The sequence below is a fragment of the Paenibacillus sp. CECT 9249 genome (assembly GCF_918697855.1).
Lineage (GTDB): Bacteria > Bacillota > Bacilli > Paenibacillales > Paenibacillaceae > MSJ-34.
In genome coordinates this window covers 58,035-72,506 of sequence record NZ_CAKKLI010000018.1, presented here as the reverse complement: position 1 = coordinate 72,506, position 14,472 = coordinate 58,035, and the positions used below count along the sequence as shown (strand labels likewise).

Annotated in this window: 13 protein-coding genes and 1 pseudogene; 12 read left to right on the top strand and 2 right to left on the bottom strand. The window is 52.5% G+C overall.

Annotated features, from left to right (window positions below; all coding sequences use genetic code 11):
- Positions 1 to 51: 51 nt before the first annotated feature.
- Both LQ229_RS14485 and terS read left to right on the top strand, forming a co-directional pair.
- A complete protein-coding gene (locus LQ229_RS14485) occupies positions 52 to 525 on the top strand; it encodes a hypothetical protein (RefSeq protein ID WP_230192122.1) in 474 nt (157 codons plus the stop codon).
- A gap of 88 nt (positions 526 to 613) precedes the next feature.
- Positions 614 to 1,287 (top strand): annotated as a pseudogene (gene terS / locus LQ229_RS14480) (phage terminase small subunit); the annotation flags it as partial.
- 558 nt (positions 1,288 to 1,845) lie between these two features.
- Here the strand turns inward: terS and LQ229_RS14475 are convergent.
- Positions 1,846 to 2,655: a thermonuclease family protein gene (locus tag LQ229_RS14475; protein WP_230192121.1), complete on the bottom strand. Its 810-nt coding sequence runs from the start codon at positions 2,653 to 2,655 to the stop codon at positions 1,846 to 1,848.
- 351 nt (positions 2,656 to 3,006) lie between these two features.
- Here LQ229_RS14475 and LQ229_RS14470 point away from each other — a divergent pair, with 351 nt between their 5' ends.
- The 10 genes from LQ229_RS14470 to LQ229_RS14425 all read left to right on the top strand — a co-directional run bounded on the left by LQ229_RS14470 (position 3,007) and on the right by LQ229_RS14425 (position 13,572).
- A complete protein-coding gene (locus LQ229_RS14470) occupies positions 3,007 to 4,215 on the top strand; it encodes an AAA family ATPase (RefSeq protein WP_230192120.1) in 1,209 nt (402 codons plus the stop codon).
- Positions 4,212 to 5,429, top strand: a complete 1,218-nt coding sequence (locus tag LQ229_RS14465) for a CpaF family protein (protein WP_230192119.1) — start codon at positions 4,212 to 4,214, stop codon at positions 5,427 to 5,429. The genes LQ229_RS14470 and LQ229_RS14465 overlap by 4 nt, the downstream gene beginning before the upstream one ends.
- A 30-nt stretch (positions 5,430 to 5,459) precedes the next feature.
- Positions 5,460 to 6,215 carry a type II secretion system F family protein gene (locus LQ229_RS14460; protein WP_230192118.1) on the top strand — a complete coding sequence of 252 codons (756 nt, stop codon included), beginning with the start codon at positions 5,460 to 5,462 and terminating at the stop codon, positions 6,213 to 6,215.
- A gap of 17 nt (positions 6,216 to 6,232) precedes the next feature.
- The gene (locus tag LQ229_RS14455; RefSeq protein ID WP_230192117.1) at positions 6,233 to 7,108 is read left to right on the top strand and encodes a type II secretion system F family protein; all 876 of its coding nucleotides are present in this window, start codon (positions 6,233 to 6,235) and stop codon (positions 7,106 to 7,108) included.
- Between the two features lie 53 nt (positions 7,109 to 7,161).
- A complete protein-coding gene (locus LQ229_RS14450) occupies positions 7,162 to 7,341 on the top strand; it encodes a Flp1 family type IVb pilin (protein ID WP_230192116.1) in 180 nt (59 codons plus the stop codon).
- Positions 7,310 to 8,035, top strand: a complete 726-nt coding sequence (locus LQ229_RS14445) for a TadE family protein (RefSeq protein ID WP_230192115.1) — start codon at positions 7,310 to 7,312, stop codon at positions 8,033 to 8,035. The genes LQ229_RS14450 and LQ229_RS14445 overlap by 32 nt, the downstream gene beginning before the upstream one ends.
- A gap of 65 nt (positions 8,036 to 8,100) precedes the next feature.
- A complete protein-coding gene (locus tag LQ229_RS14440; protein WP_230192114.1) occupies positions 8,101 to 10,302 on the top strand; it encodes a hypothetical protein in 2,202 nt (733 codons plus the stop codon).
- 41 nt (positions 10,303 to 10,343) lie between these two features.
- Positions 10,344 to 11,330, top strand: a complete 987-nt coding sequence (locus LQ229_RS14435; RefSeq protein ID WP_230192113.1) for a TadE family protein — start codon at positions 10,344 to 10,346, stop codon at positions 11,328 to 11,330.
- A gap of 13 nt (positions 11,331 to 11,343) precedes the next feature.
- Positions 11,344 to 11,850, top strand: coding sequence for an A24 family peptidase (locus LQ229_RS14430; protein ID WP_230192112.1), 507 nt, complete (start codon positions 11,344 to 11,346; stop codon positions 11,848 to 11,850).
- 21 nt (positions 11,851 to 11,871) lie between these two features.
- The gene (locus tag LQ229_RS14425; protein WP_230192111.1) at positions 11,872 to 13,572 is read left to right on the top strand and encodes a DUF6382 domain-containing protein; all 1,701 of its coding nucleotides are present in this window, start codon (positions 11,872 to 11,874) and stop codon (positions 13,570 to 13,572) included.
- Here the strand turns inward: LQ229_RS14425 and LQ229_RS14420 are convergent.
- On the bottom strand, positions 13,569 to 14,468 hold the full coding sequence (locus tag LQ229_RS14420; protein ID WP_230192110.1) for a TIGR01777 family oxidoreductase: 900 nt from the start codon (positions 14,466 to 14,468) through the stop codon (positions 13,569 to 13,571). The genes LQ229_RS14425 and LQ229_RS14420 overlap by 4 nt on opposite strands.
- Positions 14,469 to 14,472 lie beyond the last annotated feature (4 nt).

Below are 14,472 nucleotides of genomic sequence, written 5' to 3'. Positions count from 1 at the left end.
GAAGGAAAAACCCTCCTAATGTCGAAGTATGACGTAAGGAGGGCAATGAATATGGACATAAGAATTTTGTCTGTGATAATCTCTGCCACTGTTGCTATTTTGATTGCAGTTAGCAATCACTTTCTCGTTGAGCCTTTTAAAGAAAAAAGAAAGTGGAAGAAACAACAGTTATCTAATCTATATTCACCGTTGTATGCTCTTATCTCGGCGAGGATTTATCTTGTGAAAGATTTGTGCATACAAAGGAAAAAGATAATGTTAGGAAGCGTTGATCCATCGCTAATACTTAGTAAGGATTACACGCATGAATTCATATTAAAAAATGCGGGTTATGGAAGCAAAGTGTTTATAGAAGCTTGGTCTAATTATGTTGGAAGTTTCCTGCCCAAAAATGAAGTTACACTAGAGTTCGTAACTACTTTAGTAAAAGATTATAATAAGCTAAAGAAAGAACTGGGGCAAGAATACAACGTTGAAGAACTAAAAACAGGAATCCCTGAGGTTATCAAGGAATTAAGAAACTGAAAAATATCAAACCAGGCGCTGAAACGGACGTCTTTTTCTTTTGCGCAAAACAACTCAAACCAAATATTGGGGGTGAGATGATGAGATACTGGCAAGAGTGAGAAGCTCCCACCGCGATAAAGCGCTTGAAACATTCATCGAGTACGGGGGCGGTATTACAAATGGTAAAATAGCTGAAATGCTCAATGAGAAAGAAAAGACAATCAGCAATTGGAAAAGTCGAGATCAATGGAATGTAGTACTACAAAAAGGCGAACGTAGTACTACAAAGAAAATTGGGTCGAAGGTGGGCGATCCTATCGGAAATAAGAATGCGCTCGGAAACGAAGGCGGCGCCCCCAAGGGGAACAGCAATGCTGTAACACATGGATTCTTCCGAAAATTTTTCCCGGAAGATACGCTAGAAATCATGGGTCAGATTGCGGATCATTCGCCGCTTGACATGCTATGGGATCAAATCACGATACAGTATACCGCTATTATTCAGGCGCAACAGATCATGTACGTCCTGGATAAGAAGGAAATGATCAAAAGCTGAAAAAGTGAAAATACGAGATAGCCGACACCAGCCCTAAGGAAGAATCGTCCATTAAACAACTGGTAACTGTAGAGGAGTATGAATTTCAATTCTCGTGGGACAGGCATGCAACCTTCTTAACCGTGCAGAGCCGGGCTATGAGTGAGTTTCGTTCACTTATTAGGCAGTATGAAGAAATGTGCCACCAAGGGTATGCAGATGAAGAGCAACAGTTCAGAATCAAGTAGCTGAAAGGTGAGGTTGCGGTACTTGGACAGAAGGCGACTAAAGATGGCGACAAAGAGCGGACGGTACCGTGAAACTCCAAGATATTGCGTGATGCGGACGTTGCAGTCTCTTTCACGGAGAACGTTGAAGCGCTAGAAGTTGAACTTCGCTAGGTGGATTCACCGATGATCAAGGCATGGATCAAACAACATGTCGAACATTCCCCTTCTACCATTCGCGATGCGGACACAGGATCCCTTATTTTGCAAAAATGCCCCCTTTTCGGCATGTTGGAGGACACAGGATCCGTTATCTGTGACAAAACGCCCGATTTGGACCCGTTTCGGGGCGGATAGCGGAACGTGTGTCCGCCAATCGCGAAAAATGTGCCCATTTTGCCGAATTAACGGAACCAGTGTCCGCCAAATTCGCGACGACGTAACTTTTTACGCCCGAACAATTCGCAACCCGGACGGAGGACTTGTCGAAGGCAGTTTCGTCCGAACAATCAGCACCCGAACAGCCCAGTTGACCAACGAGACCGTACCGCTTGCAGCGCGTAAGTTCAGCGCTCCCTATCTTTTCGCCTTACGATATCCCGCAGCTTGCGCTTCTTCCTCTGTGCAGAACATTTCCTCCGCTTTGGTTACTTCATAAGATTGACCGCCCGGCACGTGATAGATCAACTCGCCTTTCTTGCTCTTGTTTCCTTTGATCGTCGGATTTTTGCAGCCCGCCGTAGTTTGGGATTTATCTTTCGTCTCTTCTATTTGGGACGATGATTTTTCCTGGCCGGTAACCGACTTCGCGCTCGAACCTTTCTTTTCGGGGGCATTTTGTTGCGCTTTCGCCGCAATATCCGCATCGAAGCCTTTGTCAGTCGCGTAATTTTCGATGCTCCATATTCCGAGCTCGGCCAACTGCGCTTCTTTCTGAATTTCCCGGAACCGATCCACATATTTCACGTTCGGCGGATAGACGTAGGCGACGCGCGCCAACCCTTCCTCCAACAGCATTTCGTTAAACATGCGGTCGCCAATCCATAAATAAGCGAGCAGACGCCCGTATTTATCCCGCTCGGAGACGTCCAGCTCCAGTTTGACGTTTTGGCCTTCGAGCGTCTCTTTGGCAAATTGCGAGGCTTCCGATCCGAAAGGTTCGACCGGTTTGTTCGGATGAACCGTTTCCGGCGTATCCACGAGCAGAAGGCGAAGTTTTTCCTTTTTGCCCTGGAACGACACCTCCATCGTATCGCCGTCCACCACTCTGACGATTTTCGCATCGATCATTCCGCTTTGCCGGTTGTCCTGGCTGCAGCCGGCGATAACGGCAAGCATAACCGCCAGCGCGGCAAAGCATAATAACATTTTTTTCAATGTGCGCATACTTTCCAAACTCCTTATGTATGTTCAAGATGATTGCCATTTACATAGTATGAACGGAAAAAATTAATCTTGCAAACTGTAAAATGCTGTGATATTCTATGTTCAACGAAATGATACGATGAAGAACGGAAGCACCGTCAACGAAGCGCAGAATCACTGCGTTTGTTGGCGGTTTTTTGTTCTTTATGCACCTAGCCGTCGTGTTGACAGTGCGAAGAGGGAACGGACTGGGAGGTGTTGGCCAGAAAAAAACGATAAGCGTAAAAGAATACCATGGAACGAACGGAAGCACCGTCGACAAAACGCAGGATCACTGCGTTTGTTGGCGGTTTTTTTGTTGGGGAGGGACATATGGATCGCATTCAAATGATTTTGGCGTCGGCGGACAAGTATTATATCGAACTGTTTATGCGGTATGTGGAAACGTCGGAATACGCGCACAAAGTAACGGTTAAATCGTTCTCGCAGCCCGATACGCTCCGTCATTATATTCAATTGCAGCCTTACTTCGATCTGCTGGCGGCGGAAACGCCGTTCTTGGACTCGGTGTCAAACGGGCACCATTCCGGCAACGTTATCGTTGAATTGGTCGAAAACGACTTGGAACGGCCAGGCGGCAAATGGACCGCTGTGAAAAAATATCAACCTTTAAACGTGCTGCTTTCCTCCCTGATATCCGCCTATGCGACGGAACGGGTACAAGCTTTATCGCTGGCGAAAATACAAGGCAAGGCGCGGATCGTTGCGTTTTATTCGGCGGTCGGCGGCATCGGCAAGACGACGGTTGCGCTAAATGCGGCCAAGCAGCTGGGACTGCGGGGGGAACGGGTTTTTTATTTAAATCTGGAGACGTTGAACAGTTCGGGAATCTTTTTTGGCGCGACGCCTACATCGGGTCAATCCAACAAGTTCGCCCAGCTTCTTTATTATATGAAGGCAGGCCATGCCGCGGCCAAATCCGGGGCGGAACAGAACCATGCCAAGGAACAAACGTTGGAGACGGCGTTTACGCCGTTGAAATACAAATCCCATGATACGGCGACAAAGGCGGATTACTTCGAGCCGATCGACCATGCCGATGAAATGATGCAAATGACGAAGGCGGATACGCTAACATTGCTGGATTTGATGGCGGACTGCGGCGGATACGATGTGATACTCGTCGACCTGGAGTCGTCGCTGCATGAAAGGAATGTAACGGCGCTTTCCCGGAGCGACAGCATTATATGGCTTACGCAGGACGATGTTTCGAGCATGCATAAAACGGATATTTGGCTAAGGCAAATGAAAAACGCGAATCGCGAGGAATACGCGGCCATGCTGCGCAAAACGCGATTTGTCGTCAATCGGTATATGGGAAAAATGACGAATCGGCCGGCCGGCTCGGATATGCAAATATACGGTTATCTTCCTTACGTGCCCTCATGGAAACAAGTAAACCGAACGGAGCTGCTGTTGCTCTCGCCCGTGTTTCAAACAGAGGTGCTGAAGCTTTGCATGGGGGGAATGGGAGCGGGAAGCGGAACCGGCGGCGGAATGCGGAGGGACATCGCCACATGAATGAAAAGCTGGTGCTCGAGCTGCGCAATCAAGTGCGCGCCGGACTGAATTTATCCGCTTCCACCGGGGACGAAGAATTGCTCGAACATATCGAATCCGCCGTATTCCGGCGTGCGGAACGGGAGCGATGGACCGCCGCGGATAAAAGGGAGATCGTCCGCAAAGTGTTCCACTCCTTCCGCGGGCTGGATGTGTTGCAGCCGTTTCTGGAAGACGCGGCCATTACGGAAATTATGATCAATAGCCATAAGGAAATATTCATCGAGCAAGACGGCCGGGTGCGCCAAGTATCCGTCTCGTTCGAGAGCCGGGAAAGACTGGAGGATATTATCCAATCCGTCGTAGCGCAAGTAAACCGCGTCGTCAACGAATCGTCCCCGATTGTGGACGCGAGGCTGGCGGACGGCTCGCGCGTCAACGTCGTTTTGCCGCCGATTGCGCTGAAAGGGCCGACGATGACGATCCGCAAATTTCCCGAACGGCCGATGACGATGGAGGATTTGGTTGCCAAGGGAGCGCTTGGCGGCGAAGCGGCTCAATTCTTGCAAACATTAGTACGCGCCAAATACAACATCTTCATTAGCGGGGGAACCGGGTCGGGGAAAACGACATTTCTGAACGCATTATCCCAGTTTATTCCGGAAGACGAGCGCGTCATTACGATAGAGGATTCGGCAGAACTGCAAATACGCACCGTCCCGAATCTCGTTTCGTTGGAAACGCGCAATGCCAATACGGAGGGAAAGGGTGAAGTGACGATCCGGGATTTGATTCGGGCTTCGCTCAGAATGCGGCCGAATCGAATCGTTGTCGGCGAAGTGCGCGGCGCGGAGGCGCTGGATATGCTGCAGGCGATGAACACCGGGCATGACGGAAGCTTGTCGACAGGTCATGCGAACGGAACGAAAGATATGATCAGCCGCTTGGAAACGATGGTGCTGAGCGGGGCCGATTTGCCGGTGGAAGTCGTTCGGCAGCAGATCGGTTCGGCGATCGATATCATTATTCATTTGTCGCGTTTGCGCGACCGCTCGCGCAGAGTGATGGAAATTTGCGAAGTAAGCGGCATGCGCCGGGGGGAGGTGATTCTGAAACCGTTATACCGTTTTGAGGAAGAAACGGAGACGGACGGGAAAGTGATCGGAGCGCTGCGGCCAACGGAGTTTCGGCTTGAACATACGCAGAAGCTGCGCATGGCCGGCATTGCACTATGACGGAATTTGGCACGAAGGGGGCATGGTTCAATGGAAAACAATACACTTCCGGATTATACCGTCTATCGCCTGTCGCCTAAACAGCGAATCGTGTCGTTCGCCGCGGCCGCAGCCGTATTGTTCGCGATCGGATATTTATTTTATCAGCATATTGCATTTGCGGTATTGCTGGCATGCGGAGGCGCGTTGTATCCGCGCGTCAGGCAAAAGGCGCTGCTTGCCAAGCGGCGCGCGGAACTCGGCTTCCAGTTCAAGCAAGCGCTATATTCGCTCGCTTCCTCTTTGGCTGCCGGCCGTTCGGTCGAAAACGGTTTTCGCGAAGCGATTCAAGATTTGCAATTGTTATACCCCGATATGCAGACCGATTTGATCCGGGAATTCAAGGTCATTTGTTTCCGGTTGGAGAATGGCGAGCCGATCGAACGGGCAATTCAAGATTTTAGCCGTCGCGCGGCGATCGAAGATATTACGAATTTCGCCGACGTGTTTACGACATGCAAGCGGACCGGCGGCGATTTGGTGGAAGTCGTGCGGCGCACATCGGCGATGATCGGCGAAAAATTGGATATCCAGCAGGAAATTTCGGTCATGATCGCGCAGAAACGGTTCGAATCCAAAGCGGTGATGGCAGCCCCGTTTCTATTTATCGCATTTCTGAACGTTAGCGCTCCCGATTTTTTGGAGCCGATGCGCGGCATGGCGGGATATATCGTCTCTACTGTCGCGCTGCTCGCGCTAGGCGCATGCTATTGGCTGATTGCCAAAATTATGGATATTCAAGTGTAAGGAAGTGAACGTTTCCGATGCAGCCGTCGGTTTGGATATTTTGCCTTCTATTGTTGCTGCTTGCCTGGATCGTATTGTACACGCTTGCGGGGCAGACCTACGCGCGGGAAGTTCGGACGAATGCGGACAGGTTCAAGCTCGCCCGCTTGGCTCCGCCCATGCTGTACGTATTGGAAAAGCTGCGGCCGACAGAACGGTACCCGTTGCTGCTGTTCAAAATTCAACGTTCCATTCAGACGCTGTACGGCAGTGCGAACGCGCAGACGTTAACGCCGTTCTTTCTTGCGGAATGGTTGAATTACAGCTATTTATCGCTTGTCTTCGGCTGCGCGGTGTCGCTGCTGACGGATGGGGAGGCTGCCGGATTCGCGCTCGGCGCGGTGATGGCTGTACTCATACCTGCCGCGATGATTCAGGATTTGGCGAAAAAGGTCGTTCGGCGCCAGCAAGATATTGTATTGGAATTGCCTGAATTGCTGAATAAAATTACGCTGTTGGTCAATGCGGGAGAAACGGTCCAAAAAGCGCTGGCGCAATGCGTCGAACGAAAACAAGAGCAGGCCGATCATCCGTTGTATAAAGAGCTGATTCAAATGATCAATGAATGGCGGAACGGGTATTCTTTCCAGCAGTCGTTCGAGCAATTCAGCAAACGATGCGCCGTTCAGGAAGTATCGATTTTTGCGACGACCATTTTGCTGAACCACCGCCGCGGCGGCGACGAATTCGTAACCGCATTGCGGGATTTGTCGCGGATGTTATGGGAGAAGCGGAAGGCGATCAGCCGCACGAGAGGCGAGGAAGCTTCCTCCAAGCTCGTATTTCCGATGGTCGTTATATTTTTTGTCTTGCTTGCGTTAGTTTGTACGCCGATTTTTCTCATGATGAAGTAGAGGAAGCGGCGCAAACGAGTCAATCGCGAATCATGAAGAGGAGAGTGAAAAGGATGCGGACTTGGCTGCGAACATTATGGAACGAAGAAGAGGGATTGGGGACGGTGGAAATTATATTCATCATTGCCGTACTTATTATTATCGTCCTTTTATTTCGAACGCAAATTATGAATTTTATCGAGTCGTTAATGGGCAGGGCCGATGAGCAGTCGAATAAATTATTCGAAGATTAGCCATCGGCGCGGGAAGTGGCTGTCGGACGAACGGGGGAGCTTCACGATCGAAGCTTCCATGCTGTTCCCGGTCATCTTTTTCATTCTGACGGCGCTTTTGTTTTTTTGCCTATATATGTATCAGAAAGTCGTATTGGTATACGTCGCGTCGACGGCCGTCGACCGGGCCGCATACAGTTGGGACAACAGCGGCAAAGCGCCGAAAACGGGAGAAGTGCCGGAGGGGAGGCATGACGGTTTATATTGGCGATTATCCGACGACCGCGCGCTCGATGTTCTATTCGGGTTATCGCAGCAGTATGAGCCGGCGCGGTTCGTCGTATCCGGGAGGAACGGCCTTCATGGACAGGGAGCAAGCGCCGAACCGTCGCCGGGCGGCGGCTTGCCGCTGACCAAGATGGGCAACGCCGCCCGATATATTCCGCAAGGCATTTCAGGCGAAATGATATATACGAATGCCTTGTTACAAAGAAAGGTTGCCGTTCGCTTGCATAACCCTTTGCGGTTTCCGCCGCTCGAAAAAATCATGGGCAAGGTGCGCGTTGAAACCGGCTTAAGTTCCTCGATCGTCGATCCGGTCGAATTCGTTCGAACGGTTGAACTCGCCCGCTATTACGGAAGGAAGTTCGGGACGAAGGAGGAAGGAATCGACAGGGATCAGGCGCGTGAAGTGCTGCGCAAGAAACAAAAGTAATTTCGAAATTGAAGAAGTGAGATGATGAAAGCGTGAAAACGTTATGTTTTTCCGCACGGGGCTCGGTGTCCGTTTTTCTGATGATGATTTTTGCTTCGATATTTACCTTTATGGCCGTTTTTATCGATTATGCGCGCATTGCCGCAGTTCAAATGCACACGGAACAATTGGCCAAAGCGAGCATGAGGTCCGTGATGTCGGCATTCGATCCGGAATTGCATGAAAAATACGGATTATTTGCGTTCGGCGAGAGCGACGGCAACGAAATGATGGCCTCCTTATTGCGGGACAGCTTGCATATGCAATCCGGCAGGGGCGCCGCATTTCATTTATTGGACACGCGGCTGGATACGCAGTCCGTCGCTTTTTCGCGCGAGTTGGGACAATACGCGATTTTCGAGCGGCAAATCTTGGAGGAAATGAAGTATAAGGCTCCGATCGATTTCACGCTGGAAGTCGTCAACCGCTTCAAGCCGATGTCGGCCGCGATGAAGGAAGCGTCCAACACGACGGATTTGCTTGCACGGCTAGGGAAATTGTTCGATAAACGCGAGGCGCTCATCGACGAGATTGTGAACGAGATGAAGGAGGCCGGCAAGAAGGCGCGGCAAGTTGCCGGTTACATTGCCGGCAGCGGCGGGCTGGATTTGAGCGATCGCACGATCGGATCGATTTCCACCGCCGCCGATATCGCCGCGCAGTATGCGGACTACGCCTATAAGAGGAGTTACGATGCGAATTTGGACGAGGACGAACCGAAGAGGTATGTATGGGAGACGGCTTTATACGAGTACGAAGCTTCCCAATTAACCGGCCAAATGACGCGTGCTGCCGGGCAGGCAGAGAACAGGCACCGGCAAATGGCGGATAAGCTGCCGGCCAAATTCGATCGCATTCGCGAGTTGAACGACGAGATGAAACAAGTCATTGCCGCGGCCGACAGCAATCCGAACAACGCCAAATACGAGAAGGTAGAGGACAGCGATACGCCCCCTGCCGGCATTCCCGCCGTTCCCGCCGATATTTCCGAAACGGTGAAGCGGATTCGCAGTTCGGCGGACCAATTGATTTTGCCGGATTCGTTCTTTGACGAGTTCCGCTCCGAGACGGAACGCCAATACGCGCTCTTCGCTTCCGTCTCCACGGCGGTCGATCGATTTCAATCGCAGGCCGCGGATGCTTTATCCGATTTCATTGGAAATGCGGGCGCGGGATCTTTAAAGCAATCGGTGCGGGAGATGAAAAAGGAATTCGACAAGTATGCCAGCGATTATGATCCGGACAGCGGGAGGACGATCGTCGCCCGCACGGCGGAAATTGAACGGCACCGCACTTCGGAACGGGAACGGAAAAACTTGGAGAACAAAGGGAAACAGCAACTGAAGCAGGCGAAAAATTTGATCGACAATATTGCAAAGCTGAAGGACCGGGCCAAAGCGCAAATGGAAAATTACAATCGCTTGGAGCAATATTACGATGCCAACCGAGCTTTCAACGAACAATCCGGCGGGGAAGAAGCGAAGCAAGTTGGCGTGAGCCAGGACCCGGGTGACGCGGGAAAAGAATCGATGTCTATGATGGACGGATTGTTCGGCGGCATGTCCGATATGCTGGCGGAGCTAAGAGACGAATTTTACCGCAATGAATATGCGGTTCATCAATTCCGTTCATTCGATCCTGCCAAGTTAAAGCATTTATTCGCTTCCTCCGAGCCGGACGATGCGTTAATCAATACGTTGGGCGTAAACAACCAGGAGCTGGAATATATTCTGTACGGATTCCATAATCCGGGCGGCAATTTGGCGGCCGCATACGGGGAAATATTCGGCATGCGACTGGCGATTCGCACGATGGAAGGTCTGGCCGAGAACGCCAGAATGGGCCATCCGCTGCTCGTACTGGCGGCGGCGCTCCTGTACGGCATTGAGCATGCTATCGCGGATTTGCTGGAACTGGTCAATAAAGGAAGCTTGACATTGTCCAAATATGTACCGATCAAGTTGACGTACAAAGACCATATGCGTATGTTCCTGATGTTTCATAGCGATAACGGGAAAACGATGTCGCGCATGCTGGCGTTGATCCAATTCAATACCGGGGCGAATCCCGCCGAGAAGCCGACGTATGTGCGGGGCGAAGTTCGCACTTCCATTCGCCTTTGGTTTATGCCGGGCATGATGAGAATGCTTGGATACGTCGGATTGCTGCATGGCGAAGTGGAAAACAACCGGTATTATGCGACGAAAAAGGCGGCATTTTCATATTAATGCGTGTTCAGAACCTCTATTAGAGCAGGATGGTGTTGCGAATGAAGTACCGCTGGGGATGGCTGCGGCGGGAGGATGGCGGTATGGTCGTCGAAGCTGCAATGGCGCTTCCCGTCTTTCTCATGTTCGTCGTTTTCCTGGTGTATATTGTGCAAATGTCGTTCATTACGATGGCGTTGCAGATGACGGCGGCCGAGGCGACGAAGCAGGTAGCCGCACACTTCTATCCGGTCATGCTGGCTTTTGAGAATCGGGAGGAGCAAGCGGACGGAGGAAATTCCGGAGTGCCGGGGAGCGGATCTGCGGAAGCGCCGAATGATGCGGAAGGTACCTCGGACAAGCTTTCGGCGGAAGAGGTTGCCGAAAGCTTCGATCAATTGTTTCCGCCGCCGATCGGCGATTGGATTCGGGATTCGAAATGGTTTCGGGCCGCGGAAGACTCGGTACACGAGGCGTTCGGCGATGCTTTCATCAAACCGTTCATGAAGCCGTTTGTACAGGAGCATATTTTGGAGTTTGAACGTATCCGCGTATCGCGGGTGCGCATTCCTATTTTGAAAAAAGACAAGAAAGATCCTTATTTCGCTTTGGAGCTTAGCTACAAGCTTCCGATGAAAGTTCCGCTCTTGAACCGGGATCTCGTATTGCGGGCAAAGGCGGAGGAGAGGGTATGGATCGGCGATATTTCCGCCGCAGGCCGCGGAGACGATGACGGAGAAGGGGAGAAGCCGCAGATCGTTTCGTTGGAACCGAATCCGCTTCTACCCGGCCGAAAAGCGAAATTAACCGCCAAAATCGCGCCCGGCGGCACGGCCAATTTGACGGTTTACTATAAAAGCGGCGTGAGCGTCGCCAAGCATTTAGGGATGGCAACCGCAGACGGAGAAGGATATGTCGTATGGGAATGGCATGTATCGGGAAACACGACGCCGGGAATGTGGAATTTGGCCGTTGAAGCGGAAGGCGGGGGGCGGACGGAGATGGCTTTCGACGTTCGGAAAAAAAACGACGGGGCGTCAAAGCCGTAAGGGGGGACTCATTTTGAAATTCGAATTGATATTATGCGCCGTATTTTTGCTCGCGGCCTTTTATACGGATGCTTTACATTCGATCATACCGAACCGGCTTACCGTGCCGGCCGTGCTTGCCGGGCTCACGTTTCACGGTTGGAGCGGAGGATGGGACGGCTTGTTGTTCGCCTTGGCCGGTATGGCGGGCGGTATTGCGGTCATGCTCGTTTTATATGCGCTCGGTGCGGTCGGAGCGGGCGACGTGAAGCTCTTCGGCGCGTTAGGCGCGTTAATCGGACTGCAGTTTACGCTCTATTCGATCATGTACTCGATCTTGTATGCGGGACTAATCGGAGTCGTGATCGTGCTGTTTCGCCGGGAATTCTCGCGCATGCGCCGTATGCCGCTGGCGGTATTCCAATTGCCGTTTATGCGCAAATGGCGGCCGATCCCCATGCAACGAATGAAACAGCTCCGATTCCCGTTCATGTACGCTGTGCTGCCGGGCGCATGGACCGCTTATTTCTATTTGCAGTGACAAGCAGGAGGAGATGGGCATATGTACGGTTTCCAAACGGATTTTATGCAAAACGGTTCGATCTTTATGGTGCTGGAGCATACGGAAGGATTGCGAAACGAGCATCTTGCTTCGATCGAGGTCAACATGATTCAATCGGTCGATATCCCCCATTTGCTGCCGCTCGTCATCCGGGAATTGGATTTTCACGTCAGCTTGCACTACAACATCGCAGGCAAACGGATGCTTTCCCAAGCGCTGCAAGGAGAGCGGTTCACGCAGCAGGAATATTACCATTTGCTGCTCCAAATCGCCGCGGCTTTGGACGATTGCGCTATTTACATGCTTCAAGCGAATAACTACTGGCTTCATGAGGATTATATTTTTGTCGAAGGTTCGCCAAGAAAGGGGCGTTTATTCTTTACGTACGCTCCTTTGCGCGATCCGCTTTCCCGCGAGCAGCCGGTGCGGGAGAAGATTCGTTCGCTCGCCATGAAGCTGCTTGCGTATGTGATCGAGCCGGACGGCTCCGGATTGCAGCGCATCTTGCAATATTGCGGAGATCCGGCTTTTACGGTCGCCGGATGCAAGTCGCTTTTGCTGCAATTGCTGTCTCATGGAGAAGCGGGAACATCCGAATCGGCCCAAGAAATACGCGAGTTCGACAATGCGCAACGGACCGCCCAACGGGGCGGCGGGAGAACGGAGTTGGCGTACGATAGCCGACGGCGCGACATGTCTTTCGAAGACGCGCCGCAAACGGAAGCCGGCTATCCAATCGCCGGCGATTCGCGTTCCGATCCGTACGAGCCCGGCCGGTACGTCATGTCCGGCGCAGGCTTTGCCGGAGGGTCGGATCATGCAGCCTTTGCGGCGGACGAAATGAAAGACGATGAAGACGATCTGCGGGAGCGCCAGCCTAGAAAACTGTACGTTCCGCTTAGTTGCGTCGCAGCCGCGGCCATTTTGTGGCGGTTTGTATATGATGCGGCCCCGGGACCGGGAATGGCTTATGTATGTCTCGGCTTAACCGCGCTGTTGGGAGCGTTCGTATTCATCTGGTGGAAAGGGTATTTTCATTTTCGTCCGAACCGGCCTGCGGCGGTACTGCCGTTTTACGATTCGATGGATCCGGATACGGGGGGAGCGGTTCGACGAGCCGAAGCAAGCGGGCGAAGCGAAGCGGTTTTCTCTTTCCGAAGCTTTCAGGCGGAGAAAGTAAGCGCCAAGCTGAGGACGAATGAAAAGGAAAACTTGCCCGATCCGGCGGGGGCGGGCGTTCCCGTCGCGCCGCCGAACGGGGAAGCGGCGGACGAACGATATTACCAACAATTAGCCCATAAGACGGAAGGGCTCTTCTCGCCTCAGTCGGATGCGACCTCGCTGTTGCCGCGTTCTGCGGGTATGAGAGGGGCGGAAGAGAAGGCAGCCGTACAAGCGCGTCCCTACCTGGAACGGCATCCGGGGGACGGCTCGGCAGGCGAGCGAATCGACTTGGAGCGATTCCCGTTTATTATCGGCCGTTCGGGCGGAGCCGTACATTATGTCGAAACCGCGGCCGGCGTCTCGCGCACGCATGTGGAGCTAACGTATCAAGATAACGGATACGGATTGAAGGATCTTGGATCGAAGAACGGCACATGGCTTGGAACGGAGCGCATCGTGCCGTATAAATCGTATCCGCTCTCCGACGGCGATGTGTTTGCCGTTGCCGGGACGGAATATACATTCCGCTTGCGTTAAGATTTCAATTGCCGCAGCGCCTCTTCCGCCGTCGGATACCGAAACGAGAATCCGTTCGAGAGCGCAACGAGCGGCATAACCCGTTGCCCTTCCAGCAGCAGCATCGACATCTCTCCGAATAAACATTTGAAGAAAAAGGAGGGGACGGGGAACCAATGAGGTCTGCTGTAAACTTTGCCGACAGTCCGCCCGAATTCGTCATTCGTTACGGGATGCGGCGCGGTTGCGTTGACGATCCCTTCCATGCCGGGGTTCGACACGCAAAAATCGATGAGGCGGACGATATCTTCGATGTGAATCCACGACAGCCATTGACGGCCGCTGCCGATCCGTCCGCCGGCTCCGAACAGGTAGGGCAAGCGGATCAACGGATACGCTCCCCCGTCATTGCCGAGGACGACCCCGACTCTCAGTTTCACTAAGCGGACATCGGTTATTTCGTCGGCCGCTTTCTCCCATCGCTCGATGACGCTTGATAGAAAGTCCTCTACGCGCATCGGGCTTGTTTCGTCGTATATGTCGCTTTCGGACGCGCCGTAGACGGAAATCGCGGAAGCGTTGACAACCGTATGCGGCTTTCGTTCCAGCTTGGAGACGAGAGCGGCGACCCGCCCGGCCGCCTGCAAGCGGGACTGCAGAATGCGTTCCTTCGCCGCATTCGTCCAGCGCTGATTGATCGATTCTCCCGCCAAGTTGACGATGGCGTCGATGCCTTCGAACCGATGCGGCTCCCGTTCGAAATCGTCCCAAGCCGCATAGGCTATCGCGCCCGTTCCGTCCGTCCGGGCCTCGGGCGGCTTGCGCGATACGATCGTTACCTCGTGCCCGGAATGGGCCCAATGCCGCGAGAGGGCGTTTCCCACAAAACCGCTTCCCCCGCAAATGACAAGCTTCATTGGC